The 23529-nt window shown below is 57.7% G+C and carries 23 protein-coding genes; 14 read left to right on the top strand and 9 right to left on the bottom strand.

The features are described 5' to 3' along the window. Position 1 precedes the first annotated feature (1 nt). From AC8GFZ_RS06765 to AC8GFZ_RS06750, 4 genes are read left to right on the top strand one after another with little or no spacing between them, the layout of a single operon-like run. The gene (locus tag AC8GFZ_RS06765; RefSeq protein ID WP_506643608.1) at positions 2 to 775 is read left to right on the top strand and encodes an ABC transporter ATP-binding protein; all 774 of its coding nucleotides are present in this window, start codon (positions 2 to 4) and stop codon (positions 773 to 775) included. Then, positions 772 to 1494, top strand: coding sequence for an ABC transporter ATP-binding protein (locus tag AC8GFZ_RS06760; protein ID WP_506643606.1), 723 nt, complete (start codon positions 772 to 774; stop codon positions 1492 to 1494). The genes AC8GFZ_RS06765 and AC8GFZ_RS06760 overlap by 4 nt, the downstream gene beginning before the upstream one ends. Then, entirely contained in the window at positions 1491 to 2273 is a 783-nt protein-coding gene (locus tag AC8GFZ_RS06755) for an enoyl-CoA hydratase/isomerase family protein (RefSeq protein ID WP_506643604.1), read from the top strand. The genes AC8GFZ_RS06760 and AC8GFZ_RS06755 overlap by 4 nt, the downstream gene beginning before the upstream one ends. Beyond that, positions 2270 to 3907: a class I adenylate-forming enzyme family protein gene (locus AC8GFZ_RS06750; RefSeq protein WP_506643602.1), complete on the top strand. Its 1638-nt coding sequence runs from the start codon at positions 2270 to 2272 to the stop codon at positions 3905 to 3907. Before AC8GFZ_RS06755 ends, AC8GFZ_RS06750 begins: the two co-directional genes overlap by 4 nt. Positions 3908 to 3935: 28 nt before the next feature. Here AC8GFZ_RS06750 and AC8GFZ_RS06745 read toward each other — a convergent pair whose 3' ends face one another. From AC8GFZ_RS06745 to AC8GFZ_RS06715, 7 genes are all read right to left on the bottom strand, one after another. Continuing rightward, on the bottom strand, positions 3936 to 5228 hold the full coding sequence (locus AC8GFZ_RS06745) for a TRAP transporter large permease (protein ID WP_506643600.1): 1293 nt from the start codon (positions 5226 to 5228) through the stop codon (positions 3936 to 3938). Continuing rightward, positions 5225 to 5737 (bottom strand): TRAP transporter small permease, encoded by a 513-nt coding sequence (locus tag AC8GFZ_RS06740; RefSeq protein ID WP_506643598.1) that lies wholly within the window; start codon positions 5735 to 5737, stop codon positions 5225 to 5227. The genes AC8GFZ_RS06745 and AC8GFZ_RS06740 overlap by 4 nt, the downstream gene beginning before the upstream one ends. 77 nt (positions 5738 to 5814) lie before the next feature. Then, on the bottom strand, positions 5815 to 6789 hold the full coding sequence (locus AC8GFZ_RS06735; protein WP_506643596.1) for a TRAP transporter substrate-binding protein: 975 nt from the start codon (positions 6787 to 6789) through the stop codon (positions 5815 to 5817). A gap of 36 nt (positions 6790 to 6825) precedes the next feature. Further along, positions 6826 to 7974, bottom strand: coding sequence for a mandelate racemase/muconate lactonizing enzyme family protein (locus AC8GFZ_RS06730; protein ID WP_506643594.1), 1149 nt, complete (start codon positions 7972 to 7974; stop codon positions 6826 to 6828). Between the two features lie 30 nt (positions 7975 to 8004). Continuing rightward, on the bottom strand, positions 8005 to 8952 hold the full coding sequence (locus tag AC8GFZ_RS06725; RefSeq protein WP_506643592.1) for a hydroxymethylglutaryl-CoA lyase: 948 nt from the start codon (positions 8950 to 8952) through the stop codon (positions 8005 to 8007). A 23-nt stretch (positions 8953 to 8975) separates the two neighbouring features. Next, entirely contained in the window at positions 8976 to 10154 is a 1179-nt protein-coding gene (locus tag AC8GFZ_RS06720) for a CaiB/BaiF CoA transferase family protein (protein WP_506643590.1), read from the bottom strand. A 3-nt stretch (positions 10155 to 10157) separates the two neighbouring features. Then, complete coding sequence (locus AC8GFZ_RS06715) at positions 10158 to 11138, bottom strand: Bug family tripartite tricarboxylate transporter substrate binding protein (RefSeq protein ID WP_506643588.1); 981 nt, start codon at positions 11136 to 11138, stop codon at positions 10158 to 10160. 157 nt (positions 11139 to 11295) lie between these two features. Between AC8GFZ_RS06715 and queC the strand changes: the two genes are divergently transcribed. Beyond that, positions 11296 to 12018, top strand: coding sequence for a 7-cyano-7-deazaguanine synthase QueC (gene queC, locus AC8GFZ_RS06710; RefSeq protein WP_506643586.1), 723 nt, complete (start codon positions 11296 to 11298; stop codon positions 12016 to 12018). Between the two features lie 33 nt (positions 12019 to 12051). On the opposite strand, the gene AC8GFZ_RS06705 is transcribed toward queC, so the two are convergent. Next, a complete protein-coding gene (locus AC8GFZ_RS06705) occupies positions 12052 to 13029 on the bottom strand; it encodes a Bug family tripartite tricarboxylate transporter substrate binding protein (protein WP_506643584.1) in 978 nt (325 codons plus the stop codon). A gap of 3 nt (positions 13030 to 13032) precedes the next feature. Continuing rightward, a complete protein-coding gene (locus tag AC8GFZ_RS06700) occupies positions 13033 to 13638 on the bottom strand; it encodes a nuclear transport factor 2 family protein (protein WP_506643582.1) in 606 nt (201 codons plus the stop codon). A gap of 103 nt (positions 13639 to 13741) precedes the next feature. Here AC8GFZ_RS06700 and AC8GFZ_RS06695 point away from each other — a divergent pair, with 103 nt between their 5' ends. From AC8GFZ_RS06695 to AC8GFZ_RS06655, 9 genes are all read left to right on the top strand, one after another. Beyond that, entirely contained in the window at positions 13742 to 15103 is a 1362-nt protein-coding gene (locus AC8GFZ_RS06695) for an amidohydrolase family protein (protein ID WP_506643580.1), read from the top strand. Positions 15104 to 15170: 67 nt separating this feature from the next. Next, the gene (locus tag AC8GFZ_RS06690) at positions 15171 to 16385 is read left to right on the top strand and encodes an amino acid ABC transporter substrate-binding protein (RefSeq protein ID WP_506643578.1); all 1215 of its coding nucleotides are present in this window, start codon (positions 15171 to 15173) and stop codon (positions 16383 to 16385) included. Positions 16386 to 16398: 13 nt separating this feature from the next. Continuing rightward, positions 16399 to 17256, top strand: coding sequence for a branched-chain amino acid ABC transporter permease (locus AC8GFZ_RS06685; protein WP_506643576.1), 858 nt, complete (start codon positions 16399 to 16401; stop codon positions 17254 to 17256). A gap of 1 nt (position 17257) precedes the next feature. After that, positions 17258 to 18988 (top strand): branched-chain amino acid ABC transporter ATP-binding protein/permease, encoded by a 1731-nt coding sequence (locus AC8GFZ_RS06680; protein ID WP_506643574.1) that lies wholly within the window; start codon positions 17258 to 17260, stop codon positions 18986 to 18988. Beyond that, positions 18981 to 19709: an ABC transporter ATP-binding protein gene (locus AC8GFZ_RS06675; RefSeq protein WP_506643572.1), complete on the top strand. Its 729-nt coding sequence runs from the start codon at positions 18981 to 18983 to the stop codon at positions 19707 to 19709. The genes AC8GFZ_RS06680 and AC8GFZ_RS06675 overlap by 8 nt, the downstream gene beginning before the upstream one ends. A gap of 17 nt (positions 19710 to 19726) precedes the next feature. Continuing rightward, positions 19727 to 20674: a VOC family protein gene (locus tag AC8GFZ_RS06670; RefSeq protein ID WP_506643570.1), complete on the top strand. Its 948-nt coding sequence runs from the start codon at positions 19727 to 19729 to the stop codon at positions 20672 to 20674. 95 nt (positions 20675 to 20769) lie between these two features. Continuing rightward, complete coding sequence (locus tag AC8GFZ_RS06665; protein WP_506643568.1) at positions 20770 to 21789, top strand: ABC transporter substrate-binding protein; 1020 nt, start codon at positions 20770 to 20772, stop codon at positions 21787 to 21789. A gap of 121 nt (positions 21790 to 21910) precedes the next feature. Further along, the gene (locus tag AC8GFZ_RS06660) at positions 21911 to 22888 is read left to right on the top strand and encodes a Bug family tripartite tricarboxylate transporter substrate binding protein (protein ID WP_506643566.1); all 978 of its coding nucleotides are present in this window, start codon (positions 21911 to 21913) and stop codon (positions 22886 to 22888) included. Beyond that, entirely contained in the window at positions 22881 to 23465 is a 585-nt protein-coding gene (locus tag AC8GFZ_RS06655) for a nuclear transport factor 2 family protein (protein ID WP_506643564.1), read from the top strand. Before AC8GFZ_RS06660 ends, AC8GFZ_RS06655 begins: the two co-directional genes overlap by 8 nt. Positions 23466 to 23529 lie beyond the last annotated feature (64 nt).

Here is a 23529-nt window from a genome sequence, read left to right as displayed (position 1 = left end):
AATGACCGTCATTTTGCAAATCCAACACGTCAGCAAGCAGTTCGATGGACTGGCGGCCTTGAGCGATGTTTCATTTGACGTTCATCAAGGAGAGTTGTTGGCCTTGGTCGGACCCAATGGGGCGGGAAAATCCACCTTGTTCAACGCCATCGCAGGTGTTTTTGCGCCGACACAAGGTCATATTTTGTTGGATGGTCAGGACATCACAGGATTGCCGAGCCACGAGCTTGCTCGGCGTGGTTTGGCCCGCACATTCCAAATGGTGAATTTGTTTTCCGAATTGACGGCTTTGGAAAATGTGATGCAGGGCTTTCACCGCCACATGCCGACTGATTTATGGGGGGGGCTTTTCCAAACGGCGGCCTATCGACAGCAGCAAGCCGATTGGCAAGCACGTGCCATGGATGTGTTGCGCAACTTGGACTTGCACAGCATGGCCGATGTGCCAGCACACGCACTGCCTCTGGGACAAGCCAAGTTGTTGACCGTTGCCATTGCCATGGCCACCCAGCCCAAGTTGTTATTGCTGGATGAACCCGCAGCCGGTTTGTCCCATGAGGAGTCCAGTCGCATGATGGATTTGGTCGCCGGCCGTGTCAAAACCCATTGCACCGTGGTCTTGGTTGAACACAATATGCGCTTGGTCGGGCGTTACTGCGATCGTGCTGTGGTGTTGCAATTTGGTCAAAAAATATTTGATGGCCTGCCGAATGATTTGGTGAATGATGCGCGGGTTGTCAATGCGTACTTGGGTACGGCAGGGATGGGTGAATGAGCCAAGCTTTGCTTCATTTGACCGACGTGCATGTGCGTTATGGACAGGCATTGGCGGTCAACGGTGTGACCATTGAGGTGCACCCCGGACAGGTCACGGCCATTGTGGGCCCCAACGGTGCTGGCAAGTCTTCCTTGCTCAAAGCCATTTCTGGATTGATTCCCATCCAACAAGGTCAGATGGTGTTCAGTGGCGAATCCATTGTGGGTTTGCGCCCCAAGGACCTGGCTTTGTCTGGCATTGCCCATGTGCCGGAAGGGCGACGTATTTTTGCCAAGATGAGCGTGCTTGATAACTTGTTATTGGGCGCTTATTTGCGGCAAAGCAAAGATGTGGCGCCAGCATTGCAATCGGTTTATGCGGCTTTTCCCAGGTTGCAGGAGCGCTTGGGGCAGCGAGCCGGTTCCATGTCGGGCGGTGAGCAACAAATGCTGGCGATTGGTCGAGCCTTGATGTCGGCGCCGCGCCTGATCATGGTCGATGAAGTGTCCCAAGGTTTGGCGCCAGTGGTGGTGCAAGAGGTTTACCGCCAGCTCAAACGCTTGTCGGCGCAAGGCATGACCGTGTTGATGGTTGAGCAAAATGCGCGATTGGCCTTTGAACTGGCCACACAGGTTTATGTGATGGAGCAAGGGTGCGTCGTGGCCCACGGCCCGACCGAGACCGTCGCCCAAAGCGTGCATGTGCGCAATGCATACCTGGGCTTAGATGCGACATGAACGATTCGGTGTTGTATGAGGTGTTGTCGAATGTGGCCTACATCACCCTGAATCGGCCGGAAAAGCTCAATGCCATGGACGATGCCTTGTTGGACGGTGTGGCCCAACAGCTGGCGCGGGCCGCTGCCGATGATCAGGCTCGGGTGGTGGTGGTGCGCGGTGCTGGCCGGGTATTTTGTGCGGGTGGAGACATCCACGACATGCCCCAGCAGCGCAGTGAAGCTGATTACCGTGCCACCCGATTGCCCATCGAGCAAAACATCGCTCGACAAGTGCGGCTGTTGGGCAAGCCGTTGATGGCTCAAATGCATGGCGCAGCCATGGGTGGCGGATGTATCTTGGCTGCGTTGTGTGATGTGCGCGTGGCCACAGCCGATTGCAAGTTTGGATTGCCCGAGGTCCGCTATGGGACAGTGGCGAGCTTGGGCGGAATTTTTTTACTCACCCGCATCATTGGTCTGGGCCGGGCATTTGAATTGTTGTATCTGGGGGAGCCCTTCAGTGCCCAACGCGCTTTGGAAATGGGTTTGGTCAATCGCTTGGTTTCGCCAGAGAACTTGGCCCATGAAGTTCATGCCATGGCATTGCAAATGGCCAGCCATTTTGGGCGTGAAATGGCCCTCACCCGCAAAGCCATTTTGGATGGCTTGGACAGCGACTTTTTGGTCGCTGCCGAGCAAGAAACCTTGGGCGCCATGCATGCCCATTTGAGCGGTGATGTGATCCAAGGCTTTGCCCAGGCGCAGCAAATATTGGCTGCCAAAAAGGCCAAGCCATGAGACCCGCTATCAGCGAATGTGTCGGTGACTTGGTGGACCAGGCCGCGCTGGCCAATCCCGCCAGGGAGGCCTTGGTTTTTGAAGATCAGCGCCTGACGTTTGCCCAATTCAAAGGCCAAGTGGACATCACAGCACGCGCATTGATGGGCCTGGGCATTGCACCCGGTGACCATGTGGTCTTGTTCATGCCCAACAGTGTGGAGTGGTTGTGTGCTTTTTATGCGTTGGCCAAATTGGGCGCTGTGGTGGTGCCAGTCAACACGCGATTCCGCAGCCACGATCTGGATTACCTGTTGAAACAGTCTGACGCCCATACGGTGATTGCAGACCTGCACATCGCTGGCTTGGATGTTCAGGCGATGCTGGGCGAGTTGTTGCCAGAGGTGGTCCATGGCTCGCCAGGCTGGGTGAGTGCGAACTATCCAAAATTGCGCCACCTCATCACCTTGCAAGCCGCAGCATTGGCAGGCGCCCTGCCGTGGTCGCACCTGTTGCAATCGGTGAGTTCAGTGGACGCGAACGAATTGGCCCAGCGACAAGCCCAGGTCAAACCGCAAGATGCAGTCCTCATTTTGTACACCTCGGGCACCACGGGCTCACCCAAGGGGGCGGTGCACGCCCATGGCATGGTGCGCACGATGGTCGATGCAGCCAGCCGTTTGGGTGTGTCGCAGTCTGAATGCATTTTGTTGTTCTTGCCCTTGTTTCACAGCATGGGCTTGTATTTGGGTGGGCTGATGTTCTTGGTGGCAGGGGCACGCTTGATTTTGTCGCCGCGATTTGAGCCTGATCTTGAATGGGGCCGGATTGAGCGCGAGCGGGTGAGTTTTCTACTTGGTTTTGACACGCATTACCAGGACTTGCTTAAGCACCCTGAATTTGACCAACGTGATCACAGCAGCGTTCGCATTGGCATGGTGCCTGCAGGTTCAGCGGCTTCGCAGGCCACCGCGCTGCAGGTCAACGAACGCCTGTGTCGAAGCTTCAGCGGCTATGGCAGTTCAGAATGCGGCACAGCGATTGCCTTGAGTTTTTTGGACGCCAATTTGACGCAACGCAGCTTGGGATCAGGCTATCCGATGCCAGGGTATGACTTTGAGGTCCGTCACCCCGAAACGCGACGGCCTTTGGCGGCCAATGAGGTCGGAGAACTGTGGATCAGGGGATATGGGGTGATGTTGCGCTACCACGGCAAGCCCCAAGAAACCCTTGACGCCTTTGACGAGCAGGGATGGTTCAAAACTGGCGACATGGCCAGCATGGATGAAGCCGGGTTTTTGCGCTACATCGGCCGCTACAAGGACATGCTCAAGGTGGGTGGAGAAAACGTGGATCCCACTGAGGTCGAGGCATTTTTGGCATGCATCCCAGGTTTGGAGCAGGTCAAATTGGTGGGCGTTCCCGATGAACGTTTGGGCGACAGGCCTGTGGCTTGCTGCACGCCTGGCCACATCACCGTCAGCCTGGCTGATGTGCAAGCCCAATGCAAAGGCAAGATAGCCAGTTTCAAAATACCGCGCGACCTGGTCTGGTTACCGTCTTATCCCATGACCAGCACCGGTAAATTGCAACGTATCGAGCTGCGGCTCGCCGTTATTCAGGCCTTGGAAAAATCAACGCACCGCTTGAGCTGAATGGACCCGCTCACAGGTCTTCTGAAAATCATTTGAACCCAAATGCATGCGGCGCCCAGGTGCTCAATGCCGGCACAAAGGTCAACACCAGCAGCACCACGCCGTGGGCCCACAAAAAGGGTTTGAGTTCGCGCGTCAGATCGGTCATGGGGACCCTGGAGACGTTGGAGGTGACAAACAGCAGGCCGCCCACGGGGGGCGTGATCATGCCCAGGGTCAGGTTGTAGATCACGATCATGGCAAAGTGGATCGGGTCAATGCCCAGCTTGGCCGCCACGGGTGCCAAGATGGGCACCAACACCATCACCCCGGGCAAGGGTTCGATGAAGATGCCAAACAGCAGCAGAAACACGTTGAGGACAATCAAAAATCCCCAAGCGCTCAAGTCCAAACTGCTGATCCAGTTGGCCATGAGTTGCGGCACCCCTTCGATGGTTAAAACCCAAGCGAATGAAGCCGACATGCCGATGATGATCAGCACCGATGCGGTGAGCAGGGCCGAGCGCCACAAAATGTCGGGGATCATGGCCCAGGTCAATGTTTTGTAGATGTATTTCCCGCACACGATGGCGTAAAAAACGGCCACCACCGAAGCCTCTGTCGGGGTGTACCAACCAGCACGCATTCCCCCCAATATCAGCACCGGCAACAAGATGGCCGGCAGGGCGTTCCAACTGGTTTTCAATATCTCAGACCAAGGGGGCAGGGCGCCTTCGCCGCGGTAGTTGCGTTGGCGCGAGATGTGCCAGTTGACCACGCACATAGCCGCCGCGATCAATATGCCGGGAATCACACCGGCAATGAACAAAGCGCCGACTGACACCCGGTCGTCGGCCAAGGCGTAAATGATCATGATGATCGAAGGCGGGATGATGGGCCCCACGATGGCGGTGGACGCAGTGAGTGCCGCCGCATAAGCCCTGTCATATCCAGCCTTGTCCATCATGCGAATCAACATCGATCCTGGCCCGGCTGCATCGGCCAAGGCCGAGCCCGATATGCCCGAGAAAAACGTCAGCGACACCACATTGGTGTAGCCGAGTCCGCCGCGCTTATGGCCGACAAACTGTCCGGCAAATTTGAGCAATACCGTGGTGAGGGAGCCGCCACTCATCAACTCTGCGGCCAAGATGAAAAATGGCACAGCCATGAGGGGAAAGCTGTCCAGCCCAGTGAAGGTTTCTTTGAGCAACACCAATAAGGGGAAGTTGCCGGTCAAGGCCAATGCCGTGACGGTGGACAGACCCAGGGCAAAGGCCACTGGCACACCCATGGCCAAAAACACGCACACCGACAGCAGCAAGATCAGGCTGGCACTCATAGCGATGCGCTGGCCGTGGCGTCAAAGTGCGCGTCACTGGCAAAGCGCCGATCCAAGATGTAGTCGCGCATGATCAGCAGGCAATGCACCACCGACAGGGCCATGCCCAAGGGTAAAGCGGCATAAATAAAGGCAAATGAAATTTGCGTGGCGGGTGTCAGTTGGTACTGGGTGCGGTCCATGTATTCCCAGCCGAAATACATGAAAAATCCGAACAAGCCCAACATGAGCAGCACAATCAGCCAGCGCAAGGCGCGAGCCCAAGTTGCTGGCAAGGCGTCTTGCAGGTTTTCAATGGCGATGTGACCGCCGTAGCGCAACACGGGACCACAGCCCATGAAGGTCAGCCAAATCATCAAATGGCGGGCCACTTCTTCTGCCCATTGGATGGATTCATTGGTCAAATAGCGCAAACCCACATTGGTGAAGATGATGAGCGACATCACCCCCAAGATGGCGATCAGCAGCCAGCGGTTGAATGCCAAAAACAGCGTCTCGAAGGTTTGCATGAACGCGATCCAGTGGGATGGGGCTCCACCCCAGCGACCAAAAAATGACGGCTGGGGTTGGCGGGTGCCCCATCGGTTTACTTGTAGTCTTGAATCTTGCGGATGTTGTCAGCGCCAAACTCTTTGGCATAGCTGGCATAGGGCTCGCGCAAGGCGTCACGGAAAGCTTGTCCATCGACTTTGCGAACCACGCTCATGCCGTCTTTTTCCAGCTGCGCAATACCCGTGTTTTCATCGTCGTTGACGCGCTTGCGTTGTGCCGCTGCTGCCTTGACCGCTGCTGCATAAAACACCTTTTTATCGGCATCGCTGAGTTTGCCCATCACCCGCGGTGAGGTGAGGAACAGTGCTGGCGAGTACACATGGCCGGTCAGCGACAAGTGTTTTTGCACCTGTGCAAATTTGCCGGCCAAGATCACGGGAATGGGGTTTTCTTGGCCATCCACGGTGCCTTGTTGCAGGGCACCATAGACCTCGGGGAAGGCCATGGGTGTGGGGGCGATGCCAAAGGCGCGGTAGCCGTCCATGTGCACCTTGTTTTCCATGGTGCGCATCTTCAGACCAGCCGTATCAGCGGGTTTGACGATGGGGCGTTTGCTGTTGGTCATGTGGCGAAAGCCGTTTTCAGCCCAGGCCAAGGCCACCAAGCCCTTGGAGGGGAACTTGGCCAAAATGTCTTGGCCGATCGGTCCGTCCAGAACACGGCGGGCGTGGTCGTAGTCTCTGAAGAGGAAGGGGATGTCAACAATCTTGACCTCGGGCACAAAATTGCCCACGGGGCCGGTGGAGGTGTTGACGATGTCCAGGGTGCCCAATTGAACCGCTTCGATCATTTCGCGCTCGCCACCCAGTGCAGAGCTGGGAAAGTGCTGGCATTTGTAGCGCCCTTGGGTGCCTTTTTCGATCTCGTCGCACAGCACGGTCGAGCCTGCCCCGTAGTGGGAGTTGGTCGGAACGGCGTAGCCGATCTTTAAAACAGTCTGGGCACCAACGGTGCAGCCCAAACTGGCCAAGGCGGCCAGGGCGATGGATGAAATCCAGGTTTTTTTCATGCTTGTCTCCTCTAGGGTGGTCGGTAAATTTCTGTCTCAGTGTGGCACGGCATATTGCCGCAAAACTTCGCGGTTGACCTCGATGCCCAGGCCAGGCCCGTTGGGAATCTGGACCATGCCATCTTCCATGCGCAAGGCGTCAAAGATCAAGGCCTGTCGGAACGGATGATCGGATTGATCATATTCCAGCAGCGGTTCACTGGGGCTCAAGCCCAAAGGGGCAGGGGGTAAGGTGGCGATGAATTGCAAAGAGGCCGCCAAACCGATGCCCGAGCCCCACACGTGGGGGATGATGGGGGTGTGCCAAGCCTGTGCCAGGGCCGATATTTTTCGGCATTCGGTAAAACCCCCTGCAGCGCACAAATCGGGTTGCAAAATGTCCACGGCACGGCGAGACACCCACTCTCGAAAACCAATCTTGGTGAACTCGTTTTCCCCTGCGGCCAGGTAAATATCGGTGCTGTTTTTCAGTTCACGATAGCCATCGATGTCTTCTGGCGATATGGGCTCTTCAAACCAATGGATGTGTGCGGGTTCAATGGCCTTGAGCAAGCGCCGCGCAGACCCCACGTTGTAGGCGTGGTTCGCATCGACCATCAATTGATAACCGACGCCAATGGCTTCGCGCACACGGTGCACATACGCGATGTCCTCTTCCAGGCCAAAACCTATTTTGAGTTTCATGGCTTTGAACCCGGCGGCCAAGTGGCGGCGTGCTTCAGCGACCGCATCTTCTATATCTGTGCCTTGTCGGTAGCGGTAAAACCCAGTGGCATAGGGTTGGACCTGGGTGCGGTAGGCGCCGCCCAATAGTTTGTGAATGGGTTTCCCCGTGGACCTTCCCATACAGTCCCAAATGGCGATGTCCACCGCGCTGATGGCATTGGGCACCGCGCCCTTTTGACCAAAGGCCCGCGTTTGGTTGTACATGCGTTCCCACAGCACATCGACATCAAACGGGTCTTGCCCAATCAAAAGCGGTTTGAGCGCATGTTGCACGATGGACGCGGCAATCTGCGGGGGTTGCAAACCATGGCACAAGGACTCGCCCCAGCCCGTCACGCCCTCATCGGTGATGAGTTCGACCACCATGGCGCTGCGCTGGTGCACCCAGCCCATGGAAAACGCAAAAGGCTTGTCCAAGGGCTTGGACAGCACATGGGTTTTGATCTCGCGAATCTTCATCGGTGGGTGGGCGGGTGGGCGTGGCCCGGCTCAGCCGACGGCGCGTCGCACCGATGCCAGATCGGATTGTTTCAATCGCGGGCCGGACTTCATGTATTGGCCGGGCAGGGGTTTGCCCATCCAGTCTTGCACCGACCGCGCCACTGCGGCGACCGCTTCCAAATCGATGCCGGTGTGAAAGCCACACTCATGCAGCAAATACACCAAATCTTCCGTGCAGATATTGCCCGTCGCACCGGGTGCAAATGGGCAGCCGCCCAGGCCGCCAATGGAGGACTCGTATTCCACCACGCCCAACTCCAGGCCTGCCATCACATTGGCCAAGCCAATGCCGCGGGTGTTGTGAAAGTGCAGGGCGATGAGCACATCGGGGAACTGTTGTTGAATGGCTTTGACCGTGCGCCGCACCACGGGTGGTGTGGCCATGCCGGTGGTGTCGCCCAAGGAAACATGCCGAATGCCCGCTGCGTGGTAGGACGCGATCACGTCCAGCACGCTCTGCGTGGGGACCTCGCCCTCAAACGGGCAACCAAAGGCCGTGGCCACTGCACCGCGCACAGGGATGTTGAACTGGCGTGCAATGGGGGTGAATTCGTGCACATCGGCCAAGGCATCTGCTTTGGACTTGTTCAAATTGGCTTGGCAATGGGTTTCCGAGGCGGAGACAAAGCTGGCCATCATGTCCACTTGGGCGGCAGCAGCGCGCTCTGCGCCTCGCGCATTGGGCACCAAGCCGGTCAAGCGCACACCCGGCTTGCGCTGCACTTGTGCCATCACCTGCATGGCATCGGCCATTTGTGGCACGGCCCTGGGCGACACAAACGACGTGGTTTCAAAGCTTTGCACACCGGCGTCAATCAAGCCATTGATGACCTCCACCTTGCGCTCAGTGGGAATGAAAATCGGTTCGGCTTGAAAGCCATCGCGCGTGCCCACTTCGGTGACGATGATATGGGTGGATGGGGCGGGTGCGTTCATGGACATGTCCTTGGGGTGGTATATCAAATAACTTTGGCTTGGCGCAAATGGTGAATTTGATCGGGCGCCAAACCCAATTCGCGCAGTATCTCATCCGTGTCGCCACCCAAGTCGGGTGGTGGCCGGTGCATGGTGCAAGGCGCTTGGGTGAATTTGATCGGAAAACCCAGCACATCCAAGGCGCCATGCTGGGGGTGGTCAATGGTGACGCGCATTTGTTGGTGCTGGGTTTGCGGATCAGCAAACACCTCGGCCACATTGAGCACACGGCCACAGGGCACACCGGCGCGGTTGATGACTTCAATCCAATGATCAACGCTTTGCAGGCGGGTGCGTGCATTGATCTCGCCATTGATGGCGCTGCGGTGTTCAAAGCGCAGACTGTTGTTGGCAAACTCGGGGCGGTCTTTGAGGTGTTCCAAACCCAAGGCGGCGAGCAGCTTGAGATAAAAACTGTCGTTCGATGGGGCCACAGCGATTTGCCCATCGCTGGCTTCAAACAAACCATAGGGCGAGGCCAGAGCATGGTCGTTGCCGGTTCGCTGGGGCAATTGCCCGTTGGCAAAATAATTGGTGGCCAAAAATGCCAACATGCTGGTCATGCTGTCGGTCAGGGATGTGGTCACCTCTTCGCCCTGACCCGTGCGACCCCGGCGCACCAAAGCGGCCAGAACCCCCATGGCGGCGTAAGAACCGGCGATCAAGTCGGAGATGGGGGGCGCGGCCCGCATGGGTGGGCCGTCGGCAAAGCCGTTCACGCTCATGAAGCCGCTCATGGCCTGGGCGATGAAGTCAAAGGAGGGGCGTTGCGCATACGGCCCATCCAGCCCAAAGCCAGTCACGTGACAGCTGATGATGTCGGGTTTGATGTGTTGCAAGGCCGGCCAGGACAAGCCCATGTCGTCCATCACCCCTGGGCGGAAGTTGTTGAGCACCACATCGCAGCGCTGGACCAGTTGCCGCAAAACCGCCTTGGCTTCAGGGTGGCGCAGGTCTAAGGTGAGCGACCTTTTGTTGCGGTTGAAGGTCGCAAAATACAAAGAGTAGCCGTTCACCGCAGCCCCCTGTTGGCGCACCGGGTCACCCATGGCCGGGTCTTCGACCTTGATCACCTCGGCCCCCATGTCGGCCAAAAACATGGAGGCAAATGGGCCTGACAAAATGCGTGTCAAGTCCAACACGCGAATGCCCTCAAGTTGCATGCGTCAGTCGAGTTTGATGTTGGACTCTTTGGCAATCTTGCCCCAACGGGCATAGTCCGCGCGCACAAATTGACCAAAATCTTCCGCGCTGCCACCCACGGCCGTGGCGCCGCCGTTGGCGATTTTTTCACGCACGTCGGGCAAGGCCAAAACTTTATTGATCTCGGCATTCAAACGTGCCACGATCGCCGCAGGGGTGCCCACCGGCGCAAACAGACCCAACCAAATGCCCACATCGATGCCTTTGATGCCCGCTTCATCCAGGGTGGGGGTGTCGGGCAGCATGGGCGAGCGCTTGGCCGTGGTCACAGCCACTGGCTTGAGCTTGCCACCATTGACCAGGGGCAGCACCGAGGGCACCGACAAAATGGCCAGGTCCACCGAGCCACCGATCACATCGTTCAAAGCCGGCGCTGCGCCCTTGTAGGGCACATGCAGCAATTTGGTTTGCGTGGCTTGTTTGAATTGCTCGGTGTACAAATGCCCGACCGTGCCATTGCCCGCTGACGCCCAGGTGAAGCCATTGCCGGTTTTGCCTTTGGCCACCATGTCAGCTGGGTTGTTGATGCGGTGTTGTTGGCCCACCGGTTGTGCGTTGCTGACAATGGCCAGGGGGGCCACCGTGGCTTGGATGATGGGGGTGAAACTTTTCACGGTGTCATAGCCCACATTGGGGTACAGCCATGGGCCCAGCATCATGTTGTCACTTTGACCCATGACGATGGTGTAGCCGTCGGGTGCTGCTTTGGCCGCGGCTGCAATCGCCAAATTGCCGCCAGCGCCCGGCATGTTTTCCAGCACCACCGACCATTTGGTGACCTCGGCCAATTTGGTGCCCACCACGCGCGACACAAAATCAGTGCCACCGCCCGGGGGGAAAGGGATCAACAAGCGGATGGGTTTGCTGGGATAGTCGGCCTGGGCCCACACCGAAGTGGCGCAAAAAAGTGCCAACAAAGAAAAAATGCGACGTGTGGATTTCATGGGGTCCCCTGAAAAATGGTGGCAGGCTGCACAGGTGTGTGTGGTGATCAAACGCGTGCGTCTGATCGGGCTGGGCATCATAAACTAGGCATTGTGCAAACGGTCCCGACCCGTCGAGTTCTCACACCCCATGCCAGCCCATATCCGAAAGCAGTTCATGTCACCCAGTCTTTTGCCCAAAGCCGTTGTCTTGTTCAGCGGGGGTTTGGACTCTTCCACCGTGGTCGCCATGGTCCAGCAGCAAGGCTTTGAGGTGCATGCCTTGAGCTTTCGTTATGGGCAGCGGCATGTGGTGGAGTTGCAAGCCGCCCAGGCGGTGGCAAAGCGCATGGGCCTGCGCCATCACATCACGGTCGATGTGGGCTTGCGGGCGTTTGGCGGCTCGGCTTTGACGGCCGACGTGGCCGTACCCAAAGGGGCGCAAGCAAGCCCTGATCAAAGCGGAATTCCGATCACCTATGTGCCCGCACGCAACACGGTGTTTCTCAGTTATGCCTTGGCATGGGCTGAAACCTTGGGCAGCTTTGATATTTTCATGGGGGTCAATGCCTTGGACTATTCAGGCTACCCGGATTGCCGACCTGAATACATTGAGGCTTTTGAACACATGGCCAACTTGGCCACCAAGGCGGGTGTGGAAGGCGTCAAACGTTTGACAATTCACGCGCCGTTGATGGCCATGAACAAAGCGCAAATCATTCAAGCAGGTGTGGCCTTGGGGGTGGACCATGCCCTCACCAGCAGCTGTTACGACCCGGGCCCGCAAGGCGAGCCCTGTGGGGCTTGCGCCTCGTGTCAATTGCGGGCCAAGGGCTTTTCTGAGGCTGGCATGCACGACCCTTTGTACGCCCGTTTCAACCGGCCTGAACCCACAGCTTGAATCAAACCTCGCTGGGATTGAAAAGATTCACCCTCACTCGGGTTGAATGCCGGCGGCTTTGATCAACGGCACCCAACGCTCGATGTCGCGCCGCTGTAAGGCTTTGGCATCGTCGCCCATGACCGCCATGGGCCGACCACCGGCTTTTTCAAAGCGCTCCACCACATCGGGTGCGGTGATGACTTTGCGCAACTCGGTGCGCAAGCGGTTGAGTTCTGCGGTCGGTGTTTTGGCTGGCGCGAAGTAACCAAACCAGGACTCCAACTCCAGGGGCGCGACACCGGTTTCGCGCAGGGTGGGCACGCTGGGGTGAATCGGCAAGCGCGCTGCACCGGACACCGCCAAGGGCTTGACGCTGCCTGCGTCCACATGGGGGCGGGCCGTGGAGGACAGGTCAAAAAACACATCCACCCGTGCGCCCAGCAAATCGGTGTAGGCCGGTTGCGCGCCCCGGTAAGGCACGTGGGTGAGTTGCACCCCGGCCAAATGCCACAAAGCAGCGGCCAAAATGTGTTGGCCTGAGCCGTTGCCGGCAGAGGCGTAAGTGAGTTTGCCGGGGTTGGCACGGGCATAAGCCACCAATTCAGCCAGGCTGTTGAAGGGCAGGTCTTTGCGGCCCATCAAGGTGTAGCTGTAGGCCACGGCCAAGCCAATCGGTTCAAAGTCTTTGAGCGGGTCGTAGCTCAGGTTTTTATACAGGCCCGCATTGAGCACCAGGTTGGACACCGAACCCATCAGCAATGTGTAGCCATCGGGCGCGGCTTTGGCGGCCAACTCGGTGCCCACCAAGGTGCCCGATCCCGTGCGGTTTTCGACGACCACGCCGTTTTTGAACACCAAGGCCAATTTGTCGGCCAGCACGCGGGCGACAAAATCGAAACCGCCCCCAGGCGGTTGGGGCACGATGACGCGGATGGCGCGGTTGGGGTAGGGTTCTTGCGCCAAGGTCCAGGGTGTGACACCCCATGCGCTGGTGGCCAAGGCGGTCAGGGTAAGGCGGCGGTTCAGCATGCTTCAGCGCTCCAAGGGTTTGCCGGCCAACCAGTTGGCACCACGGCGGTACAGGTCTTGCACGCCTTCGCCTTTGAGCATGGGCATGTCCATTTTCACGTTGTAGCCAATCCGGGTTTGGATATAGGCCAGGTGGCGATAGCCTTCGGGGAAGGTGGCCAGCGCAGCTTGGTCGAGTTCGAGTTTGGCCGCCGGGTCCAGCGGGTCGATGCGGTCTTTTTCGTAAATCGGTTGGCGATGCACCAAGCCCCAACGGCCTTCGCGCTCTTCAAAAAAATCATAAAAGCGCCCAGTGCACACCACGTCGCACAAACAGCCTTCCACCATACCGCGTTGGGAGATGGTCATTTTGGTTTGGGCAATGGCCCGCGTGCCTTGCACATCGATGGCCGAGCCGCCCAAAAAGTGCAGGATGCTCACACCCTTGTTCCAGCCTTCAATGGTGACGCGGATGAAGTCTTCAAATGGGCCTTGAAACCAGGTGGCCATCATCACGCCATCGTCGTGCCACACAGTGCGAAAGCGGTCCCACAGCCCAGCGTCGCGGTACACCGCCCAGTTTTCCACCAATTGGCGGATGCGCAGTTGTTGTTGCATTTCAGGGGTCATGGAAATCTCGCAGGGTGATGAGGATTGATTAGAGCCGCGCATCTTAGCCAAATTCTCAGGTCATGATGTAATCCGCCCTGCAATTTCATCAGGAGAGCCGAACATGACCAAAACACTCATCCGCGGCGGCACCATTGTGTCGATGGATCCCACAATTGGCGACTTGCCCCAAGGAGACGTGCTGATCGATGGCGAGCGCATCGCCGCCATTGCCCCGCACATCCAAGCCGATGATGCCCAGGTGGTCGATGCCAGTGGCACCATCGTCATTCCTGGCTTGGTCAATGCCCACATGCACACATGGCAAACCGGTTTGCGCGGTGTGGCGGCCAATTGGACGGTGATCGAATATTTCAAAAAGATGCACGCCGGATTGGCCACCTTGTTCCAACCGTCCGACATCCATATTGCCAACTTGGTGGGGGCGCTGAACCAAATCAACTGTGGCACCACCACCTTGGCCGATTGGTGCCACAACAACCCCACGCCCGCACACACCGACGCTGGCATTGATGGCCTGGCGGCATCGGGCATTCGGGCGGTGTTCTTTCATGGTTCACCCAAGCCCGACCCCAAGCCGGGTCAGAAGCCGTTTTGGGAAGTGCCGCATCCGCGCAGCGAGGTTGAGCGTTTGCTCAAAACCCGCTTTGCCAGCCAAGACAGTTTGCTCTCTTTGGGTTTGGCCATTTTGGGCCCGCACTACTCCACTTATGAGGTGGCGGTGGACGACTTCAAACTCGCCCGCGAATTTGGTTTGATCGCCAGCATGCACTGCGCGGGTGCTGCAGCCCGCGTGCCCGACGGCTGGGACCGATTGGCCAAAGAAGGCTTGCTGGGCGACAACAACAACATCGTGCACGGCAACGACTTGACCGATGCCCAGCTGCGCTTCATGCTCGACCAAGGCGTGAGTTTCTCCCTGACCCCAGAGACCGAAATGTTCCAGGGTCATGGGTTTGCCATCACTGGGCGTTTGCGCAGCATGGGCGCACAGCCGTCTTTGGGGGTGGACTTGGAGTCTTGCATCAGTGGCGACATGTTCACTGTGGCGCGCATGGCCTTGGCTTCACAGCGGGCATTTGACAATGCCCAGTCCAAAGTCGAGCATCAAAAATTGCCCGACACGACCACCATCAGTGCACGCGAAGCCTTGGGCTGGATCACCTTGGAAGGGGCCAAGATGCTCAAGATGCAAGACCGCATTGGCTCGCTCACACCGGGCAAACAGGCCGATATCGTGATGGTGCGCGCCGATGATCTGAACATGATGCCGGTGCATGACCCTGTGTCGACTGTGGTTACCCAAACCAGCTTGGCCAACATCGACTCGGTGTGGGTGGCGGGTCAGGCCAAAAAACGCCACGGCAAGATGCTGTTCACCGATATGGTGCGCCAGCAAGCGGCATTGGGGGCCTCAGGCCAGCGGATCATGCGCGATTTGAACAACTTGATCCAAAACCACTAAGGTTTACGCTGATTGAATCAGCGTTTTTTTTGCCTATCATGTTGATTGATTGCATCAGGAGTAAACCATGACATTTTTTGCATCCATTTCTCGTCGTTCAGTTTTGGCCCTGTCCGCCACGGCTGCCATGGGCTTGGGCTCTGCTGCCCTCGCGGCACCCTCAGGCACGCCCGTCAAAGTGGGCGGCACTTTGGCCCTGACCGGTCCTTTGTCGGCCACGGCCATGATCCACAAACTGGTCGGCGAAATTTACGTCGAAGAGTTGAACAAGAAAAACGGTTTGTTGGGCCGCCCTGTCGAGTGGGTGCTCAAAGACGACCAGTCCAAGCCCGACTTGGCCCGCACCTTGTACGAACAAATCGTCACGGTTGACAAGGCTGATTTGTTGATCGGCCCCTACGCCACGGCCAATATTTTGTCGGCCATGGGCGTGGCCCAGCGCTACAACAAGGTTTTGGTGCACCACACCTTTGGCATCCCCAGCCTGGCCAAGTACGACATGCACTTCCCCACCTGGGCCACCGGTCCATCGCCCGAAGTGACCGGTCCCAACCTGGTGTTTGATGCATTGGCCGCCGGACCCAAGCCACCCAAAACCATCGCCATCGTGACGTCCAAATTTCCTTCGGTGCATTTCATGTCGGTGGGTGCGCGCGACATTGCCAAAAAGCGTGGCTTGACCGAAGTGTTGTATTTGGAGTGGGACTTTGGCAACCGTGACTTTGGTCCCATCGCCAGCCGCTTGAAAGAAGCCAAGCCCGATTTCATTTGGGGGGGTGTGATTGCCTTGGAAGGCATGTTGTTGCTCGATGCAATGAAGAAGATCGACTACGCCGCGCCGCAAATGTTCCATTTCTTGCCTTCACCCGGCCCGATGTTGAAGTCGCCTGATGCGAAAAACGCCTTGGCGATGACGATCTTTGAGCAACACGCCCCGCTGATGAGCAACTTTGGCGCCACCGAGTTTGCCAAGATTTTTAACGAGCGCGCTGCCAAAGCCGGTTTGCCCGACACCCAGGTCGACACCCAGGCAGCGGCCTCTTATGCCGCCTGGCAGGTGCTGGAAGCTGCTGTCAATGGCGCCAAGAGCATTGACGACAAGGCCATGGCTGCTTGGTTGAAAAAGAACACCGTCAACACCATTCAAGGCCCGATGAGGTTTGATGGCACCAACAACTATGGTGAAGACCTGTCCAAGGTCAAGCAGGTGCAAAACGGTGAATGGGTCGTGATTTGGCCCCGTGCCTCGGCCAAGCCTGGCGTCAAGCATTTGCTGCCTTGATACCTTGACTTGAATGCAGTTTCCCAGCCTTGAGTTGCTCGGACAGTCTTTGCTGTCCGGGCTTTTTATCGGTGGCCTCTATGGCTTGCTCGGACTCGGTCTGAGCTTGTCTTGGGGCATGTTGCGCCAAATCAATTTGGCCCACTTTGCCCTGTCGTTTTTGGGCGCATACCTCACCTATCAACTGTCCAGCAGTTTTGGGGTGGACCCGCTGATCACATTGCTCATTGTGGCCCCAGGCTTTTTTGTGTTCGGCATGGCCATGCACTGGGTGTTTGCCCGCTTCAAGGTCACCCCTTTCAACTCCTTGTTGGTCACCTTTGGTCTGACGGTGATCATCGAGAGCTTCATCCAATGGGTGTGGACGGCCGATTACCGCAAACTGGAGTCGCATTACGCTGAGGTCAAGTTCAAGATCGGTGCCATGTACATCCCCTTGCCCGAATTGCTCACCTTGCTGATTTCGGTGGGCTTGGCCCTGGTCACTTGGGCAGTGTTGCGTTACACCCCCGTTGGCAAGGCGATGCGGGCGATGGCCGAAAACCCCAAAATGGCCGCCGCCTTTGGTGTCAATGAGCCCATGTTGGCCTTGTTGTTGTCGGGTGCGGCCTCTGCTTTTGCCGGCGTGGCTGGGGCTTGTTTGGCCTTGAGCTTCACCTTGGCGCCGTCACAAATTTACGCCTGGATTGGCGTGGTGTTTTCAGCGGTGATGATTGGTGGCTTGGGCAACCCGATTGGCCCGCTGGTGGCCGGCATTGTCATTGGCATGTCGGAGGCCGCCACCATGGCGGTGACAGCACCTGCATGGGCCCCATTGGTCTCTTTCACTTTGCTGATTGCGGTGCTGATCTTGCGCCCTGGAAAGATTTGATGTGAACAAGCGGGTATTGACCATTTTTGTGGTGGTGGGTTTGGCCCTGGCGGCCTTGCCCCTGCTCAAATTGCCAGCGTTTTACGAATCCTTTTTGTACTTGGTTTTCCATTGGGTGGTGCTGGCCACGTCATGGAATATTTTGTCGGGCTACTCGGGATACTTTTCTTTTGGCCATGGGGCGTTTTTTGGCTTGGGCATGTACACCACGGCCGTCTTGGCGGGTAAGTTCAATTGGCCATTCCTCTACACCTTGCCCATGGCGGCCTTGGTGCCAGCTTTGTTTGGCGTGGGTTTGGGTGCGGTGGTGTTTCGCCTGCGCCGCTTGCGGGGTGAATTGTTTGGCTTGCTCACCCTGGCGGTGACCTTTGTCATCGCCACCATCATTCTCAATACACCCATTGACGGTGGCCCTGGCGTTTATTTGTCGGCCGTGCCCATCCCTGCGATTGGGCCCTCACCGTCGGCCACTTTTTATCTGTTGGCATTGGCCATGGTGATGTTGGTCTTGTGGGTGGCTTACTACATCTACAACGCCCGTTTGGGATCGGGCTTGTTTGCCATACACGACGATGAAGACGTGGCTGAGGTTCAAGGTGTGCCCACCTACCGATTCAAGCTCCAGGCTTTGGCGATTTCTTGTGCCTTTGCCGGTGTGGCGGGTGGCGTTCATGCCTTGTTTGTGTCCTACGTCACCGCTGGTGAAGTGTTCAATATTGTGGTTCCTTTGTATGTGGTCCTGATGAGCGTCTTGGGCGGTTCGCGCCATTGGTTGGGCCCAGCCGTAGGTGCCACGGCCATCACGGCTTTGTCGTATGCGTTCACGGCTGGTGATTCTGCGGTGGTGGGGCGAGCAGCCATTGGTTTGATTTTGATCGTGGTGATCTTGTTCATGCCCGATGGCATCTTGGGCCAATTGATCAAGCGTTTTAAAAGCCGGCGTGCATTGCCACCCTTGCCCACGCCTGTGGCGCCAGCGGTCATCTCCACCCAAGGCAGCGCCGGCGAAATTTTGTTGACCATCGACAAAGTCTCCAAGTCGTTCAGCGGCGTGAAGGCCTTGCAAAATGTGAGCTTGGAGGCCCGGCGCGGCGAAATTTTGGGCTTGGTTGGGCCGAACGGTTCTGGCAAGTCCACCATGGTCAACGTCATCAGCGGCTTGTACAAACCCGAAGCCGGGCGAATCCTTTTTCAAGGCGAAGACCTGGTGCCTTTGCCCTCTTACCGTGCGGCCCATGCGGGCATCGCACGCACCTACCAAATCCCGCGGCCCTTTGCCAGCCTGTCCGTGTTGGAAAACACCACCTTGGCCGGCATGTTTGGCAGCACCCAGTTGTCGCGTGCCGATGCGGCCGCCCAGGCCATGTATTGGTTGGAGTTTGTCGGCTTGGCCGATCGGGCACGGGCCTTGCCGACAGAGCTGAATTTGCACCAACGTAAATTTTTGGAGTTGTCGCGTGCGCTGGCCTCATCCCCGCGATTGGTGCTGCTTGACGAGGTGCTGGCCGGTCTGACCCCGTCGGAGATCAACAACGCGGTGACCTTGGTGCGCGAGATCCGCCAACGTGGCTCCACCATTATTTTCATTGAACACAATATGCGTGCTGTGCTCGAGTTGTGTGACCGTTTGATTGTGCTCAACCACGGCCAAGTCATTGCCAGCGGTATGCCGCGTGAGGTGATGAACGATCCGGCCGTGGTCAGTGCTTATTTGGGGACGCCCCATGGTTGATAAACAGGCATTGTTCAGCGCCCACAGTTTGAATGTGTCGTATGGCGACGCGCCAGCATTGTGGGACATTGACTTTCACATCAATGAGGGTGAATTGGTGTCCATCGTGGGCCCCAACGGAGCGGGCAAGACCACCTTGATCAACACCGCCATGCGGCTGTTGCCGGTGCGTTCTGGCCAACTGCTGTTGCGCGGCAAGGACGTCACCAAGCTCAACGCTACCCAAATGTGCAACTTGGACGTGTCCATCGTCCCTGAAGGTCGATTGCTGTTTGGCGGCATGACGGTGGAAGAAAACCTGGACATGGGTTGCTACCGCCCATTTGCGCGGCCTTTGCGCGAGCAAACACTGGCCAAGGTGTATGACTTGTTTCCCATCCTCAAAGAGCGCCGCTGGCAAGCCGCTGGCACCTTGTCAGGTGGACAGCAACAAATGGTGGCCTTTGGTCGGGCGCTGATGGCCCATCCCAAGTTGCTGTTGATCGACGAGCCTTCACTGGGCTTGGCGCCTTCGGTGACACAGCAGGTTTTTGAAGCCATTGGACAAATTCATGCCAGTGGCGTGTCCATTTTGCTGATTGAACAAAATGCCGCCTTGGCCTTAGAGGTGGCGCAGCGTGCCTATGTGATTGAAGGCGGTCGCATTGTCACCACCGGCAACCCCAAAGAACTCATGACCCAACCCCACATACGCCAAGCCTATTTGGGCGAAGCCGCATAACACAAGGAGGATGAACCATGTCCCATGTCAAAGTCACTGACCTGGCCTTTGGCCGCTTGCAGTCGCCCAGCTTGGACCAAGCTGAAGAATTTCTCACCATCTTTGGCATGCACCGCGCCGAGCGCACCAAAGATGCGCTGTACATGCGCGGCACCGACCCCAATCACCACATCCATGTCACGCACCTGGGCCCGTCCAAGTTCGTGGGCTTGTGCTTTTTTGTTGACAACGAAGACCAACTCAAGCAATTTGCCAAGGCCCCCGGGGCCAGTGGCATTGAAAACATTGACGAGCCGGGTGGCGGCAAGCGGGTGCGCATCAGCGATCCCCATGGCTACCAAATGGAAGTCATGTGTGGCATGCAACAGGTGGCTCCCCTGCCCGTGCGCAAGGCCGTGGTCAACACCGGCGACAACAAATTGCGCCGCGCTGGTGAATTGATGCGCTTGACGCCAGGACCGGCCCAGGTCAAGCGTGCAGCACACGCGGTGATCATGACGCCCAACGCCAAAGAAAAAATCAAGTGGTACCGCGAAATGTTCGGCCTGATTTGCTCGGACGAGGTGTATGCCGGCGACAAAGAAAACGTGATCGCTTCTTTCAACCGCGTTGACCGCGGTGAAACCTTTGTTGATCACCACACCTTTTTGTGCATTGAAGGCCCCAATTCGGGTTTGAACCATTTGTCGTTTGAAGCGCAAGACATCGATGACATCATGCTGGGCCACCAGCATCTGCGCAAGGCCGACAAATACAAACACGTGTGGGGCATTGGCCGCCATGTGTTGGGCAGCCAGGTGTATGACTACTGGCAAGACCCCTGGGGACGTGTTCACGAGCACTGGAGCGACAGCGACGTGCTCAATGTCCATGCCCCCACCAATTACCTGCCGGCTGAAGAGGGTCTCAATTCCCAATGGGGTGAGGCTGTGCCCGAGGCATTCATCACCCACGCCTCACCCTGAGCCCATTCGTTGGCATGGGCTGCGTTGGTGCTGGCGACTAATGCCCGTGCCAAGCCAATCTTTTTTGACACGCTTTTGAACCCAGGAGAGCCTTTATGAAACCGTTTAACCAATGCATGCGTTTCGCCCCACTGTGGGCGGCCCTGGCCTTGTTGGTGGGCTGTGCCGCCCCTGCCCCTGTGGTGGCCCCGGCGAACGACCCGGCCACTCTGCGGGTGAATGTGTTTCGCGGCGGCAGCAATATTCCCATTTACATGGGTTTGGAAAAAGGGTATTTCCAGCGCCGTGGTCTGACCTTGCAAATGCAGTTCACGCCCAACTCCGACCAGCAGCGCGCCGGTTTGGCGGCAGGTCGATTTGAAATTGCCCATGCAGCGGTGGACAACGCCGTGGCCATGATCGAAGTGGCCAAGAACGACGTCATCATCATCGCTGGTGGCGACGGTGGCATGAACGAGTTGCTGGTGCGCCAAGACATCAACAAGCCTGCCGATATCCGTGGCCGCACTTATGTGGTGGACGCGCCCAACACCGCTTATGCATTGATTGGCCGCAAAGTGTTTAAAAATGCTGGCCTGATTGATGGCCGTGATTACAAGCTCGACCCCTTGGGCGGGTCTGAAACCCGCACCAAAGGCCTGGACACCCCAGCGGGTGCGGCCACCATGCTGAATCCACCGTGGAACTTCATTGCCCGCGACCGGGGTGCCAAAAGCCTAGGTCGAACGTTAGAGTTGTACGGGCCATACCAAGCCGTGGGTGCGTTTGTGATGCGCCCTTGGGCGCAGGCCAATGCCTCGGCTTTGGAGCGCTACATGGCCGCTTACATCGAGGGCTGCCGTGCCGCCCAAGACCCGACACAGAAAGCGCAGGTCTTGGCTGTGCTCAAGCGTGAGCTCAAGCTCGACGATCGCTTGACCGAATTGACCTACCGCGAGTTGATGTTGCCTGGCAGCGGCTTGTCCAAGGACTGCGCTCTGGATTTACAGGGCTTTAAAAATGTGCTGGCCTTGCGCGCTGACATCGAAGGCCAATGGGGCGGTCAAGCCCCAGCACCCGAGAAGTTTCTGGACCTGTCGTACTACGAGCGCGCCCTCAAGCACACTATGCCTTGATGGCTTGGGCCGGCCTGGCTCAGGCCGGGCCGGCTGATTGGCCTATGCTGTGTCCAAGTTGGTGATGGTTGGGCCAGGGCGGCTGTTTGTGATCGCCTGGGCTTTTATAAAGGTAATTCGCATGAAATCACTTCATCGCCGTTGGATCTTGGCTGCTGGTTTGACTGTGGCCACCGGGTTCGTGCCTGTGCTGGCGCAAACCGCCTACCCGAGCAAACCCATTCGCATCATTGTGCCCACCGCACCCGGTGGGGGCTATGACGTGATTGGCCGGTTGGTGGCTGAGCGATTGGGCCAAGAGCTGGGCCAGTCGATCGTGGTCGAAAACCGCACCGGTGCGGGCACTTTGGTGGGCACGCAGTTTGTGGCCAGCGCTGCGCCCGACGGCTACACCTTGGTGGTTGGGGGTTTGGCCAATATGGCACTCAACCTGGGGCTGTACAAAAACCCGCAGTACACCGCAGCTGACTTCACCCCCATTGGCTTGATGGCCAGTTTCAGCTACACCTTGGTGGCGCGCAAAGACCTGCCGCAAAACACCTTGAGAGAAGTCATCACCTATGCCCAGCAAAACCCCGGCAAATTGAGCTTGGCCACAGGCGGCGCCGGGTCTGGCCAACACGTGGCTGGGGTGTTGTTCAAACAGTTGGCCAAAGTGGACATCGTCGAAATTCCCTATAAGGGCGCTCAACCGGCTTACACCGACATGTTGGGCGGACGGGTCGATTTGTTTTTCGACAACACCACCACCGCGCAGCCGCTGATCGAGGCGGGTCGCATCAAACCCTTGGCCACGTCCGGAACCCGGCGCGAGCAGTCCATGCCGCAAATTCCCACCGCCCGCGAGGCGGGTGTGGATGGCCTGGAGATGGAAAGCTGGATTGGTATTTTTGCCTCCGCCAAAACCCCAGCACCCGTGCTGGAGAAGTTGCGCGTTGTTCTGGCCAAAGTCACCGCCCAGCCCGAATTGCGTCAACGCTTGGAAAAAGGTGGCTGGCGCATGATGGGCATGTCGGTTGCTGAAGCCGAAAGCTATGCCCGCGCAGAAGCTGACAAGTGGACGCGCTTTTTGAAGCAAGCCGGTATCTCTGGTGACTGACACACAAGCCATTGAGCAGGTGGTGCGCCATTGGGCGTTGTGCCGCGATACCCGCCAATGGGAGGGTCTGCGCCGCTGTTATGCCCCTGGAGCCAGCGTCAAAACCACTTGGATGGTGGGCAGTGCAGAGGACTTCATCGCCGCATCGATCAAAGGCGCAGACAACCCCCATGCCCCGCAGTCATTGCATTCGATTGGCGCCAGCAGCATCGAGCTTTTGGGTGACAAAGCCTTGGCCGAAACCCGCATGGTGCTGATGCTGCGTGCCCCGCTCGATGGTGTAGATGTGGACATCACCGCCTGGGGCCGGTTTTTGGATTTTTTTGTGCGCCACCATGGCCGCTGGTGCATCCAGCAGCGCCACCCCATCCATGAAAAAGACCGCATGGACCCAGTGGACCCCAGCGCAGTGTTGAAGCTTGACGCCGAGCGCTTGGCCAGTTTGCCCAAAGCCTATCGCCACATCACCTACATGCAGTCTTTGCAAGGCGCGACCATCACGCCCGATTTGGTGCAACACAATACGCTGGAACAAGCGCTGCTGTATCAAACGGCCCAGGACTGGTTGCGCGGCTGACATCGCCGTGGTGGTCAGCCCAGGTTTGTTGCTGCGCCAACACCGAAACCAATACCATTTGGAG

This window comes from Limnohabitans rimovensis (SeqCode) (assembly GCF_965234775.1).
In the GTDB taxonomy this organism is placed as follows: domain Bacteria; phylum Pseudomonadota; class Gammaproteobacteria; order Burkholderiales; family Burkholderiaceae_C; genus Limnohabitans; species Limnohabitans rimovensis.
The sequence above is the reverse complement of the archived record's forward strand: the minus strand, read 5'-3'. Positions and strand labels throughout refer to the sequence as shown.

Coding starts and splice junctions, on each gene's coding strand:
- AC8GFZ_RS06765 (WP_506643608.1), top strand. CDS start 2: ATGACCGTCATTTTGCAAATCCAACACGTCAGCAAGCAGTTCGATGGA.
- AC8GFZ_RS06760 (WP_506643606.1), top strand. CDS start 772: ATGAGCCAAGCTTTGCTTCATTTGACCGACGTGCATGTGCGTTATGGA.
- AC8GFZ_RS06755 (WP_506643604.1), top strand. CDS start 1,491: ATGAACGATTCGGTGTTGTATGAGGTGTTGTCGAATGTGGCCTACATC.
- AC8GFZ_RS06750 (WP_506643602.1), top strand. CDS start 2,270: ATGAGACCCGCTATCAGCGAATGTGTCGGTGACTTGGTGGACCAGGCC.
- AC8GFZ_RS06745 (WP_506643600.1), bottom strand. CDS start 5,228: ATGAGTGCCAGCCTGATCTTGCTGCTGTCGGTGTGCGTGTTTTTGGCC.
- AC8GFZ_RS06740 (WP_506643598.1), bottom strand. CDS start 5,737: ATGCAAACCTTCGAGACGCTGTTTTTGGCATTCAACCGCTGGCTGCTG.
- AC8GFZ_RS06735 (WP_506643596.1), bottom strand. CDS start 6,789: ATGAAAAAAACCTGGATTTCATCCATCGCCCTGGCCGCCTTGGCCAGT.
- AC8GFZ_RS06730 (WP_506643594.1), bottom strand. CDS start 7,974: ATGAAGATTCGCGAGATCAAAACCCATGTGCTGTCCAAGCCCTTGGAC.
- AC8GFZ_RS06725 (WP_506643592.1), bottom strand. CDS start 8,952: ATGAACGCACCCGCCCCATCCACCCATATCATCGTCACCGAAGTGGGC.
- AC8GFZ_RS06720 (WP_506643590.1), bottom strand. CDS start 10,154: ATGCAACTTGAGGGCATTCGCGTGTTGGACTTGACACGCATTTTGTCA.
- AC8GFZ_RS06715 (WP_506643588.1), bottom strand. CDS start 11,138: ATGAAATCCACACGTCGCATTTTTTCTTTGTTGGCACTTTTTTGCGCC.
- queC (WP_506643586.1), top strand. CDS start 11,296: ATGTCACCCAGTCTTTTGCCCAAAGCCGTTGTCTTGTTCAGCGGGGGT.
- AC8GFZ_RS06705 (WP_506643584.1), bottom strand. CDS start 13,029: ATGCTGAACCGCCGCCTTACCCTGACCGCCTTGGCCACCAGCGCATGG.
- AC8GFZ_RS06700 (WP_506643582.1), bottom strand. CDS start 13,638: ATGACCCCTGAAATGCAACAACAACTGCGCATCCGCCAATTGGTGGAA.
- AC8GFZ_RS06695 (WP_506643580.1), top strand. CDS start 13,742: ATGACCAAAACACTCATCCGCGGCGGCACCATTGTGTCGATGGATCCC.
- AC8GFZ_RS06690 (WP_506643578.1), top strand. CDS start 15,171: ATGACATTTTTTGCATCCATTTCTCGTCGTTCAGTTTTGGCCCTGTCC.
- AC8GFZ_RS06685 (WP_506643576.1), top strand. CDS start 16,399: ATGCAGTTTCCCAGCCTTGAGTTGCTCGGACAGTCTTTGCTGTCCGGG.
- AC8GFZ_RS06675 (WP_506643572.1), top strand. CDS start 18,981: ATGGTTGATAAACAGGCATTGTTCAGCGCCCACAGTTTGAATGTGTCG.
- AC8GFZ_RS06670 (WP_506643570.1), top strand. CDS start 19,727: ATGTCCCATGTCAAAGTCACTGACCTGGCCTTTGGCCGCTTGCAGTCG.
- AC8GFZ_RS06665 (WP_506643568.1), top strand. CDS start 20,770: ATGAAACCGTTTAACCAATGCATGCGTTTCGCCCCACTGTGGGCGGCC.
- AC8GFZ_RS06660 (WP_506643566.1), top strand. CDS start 21,911: ATGAAATCACTTCATCGCCGTTGGATCTTGGCTGCTGGTTTGACTGTG.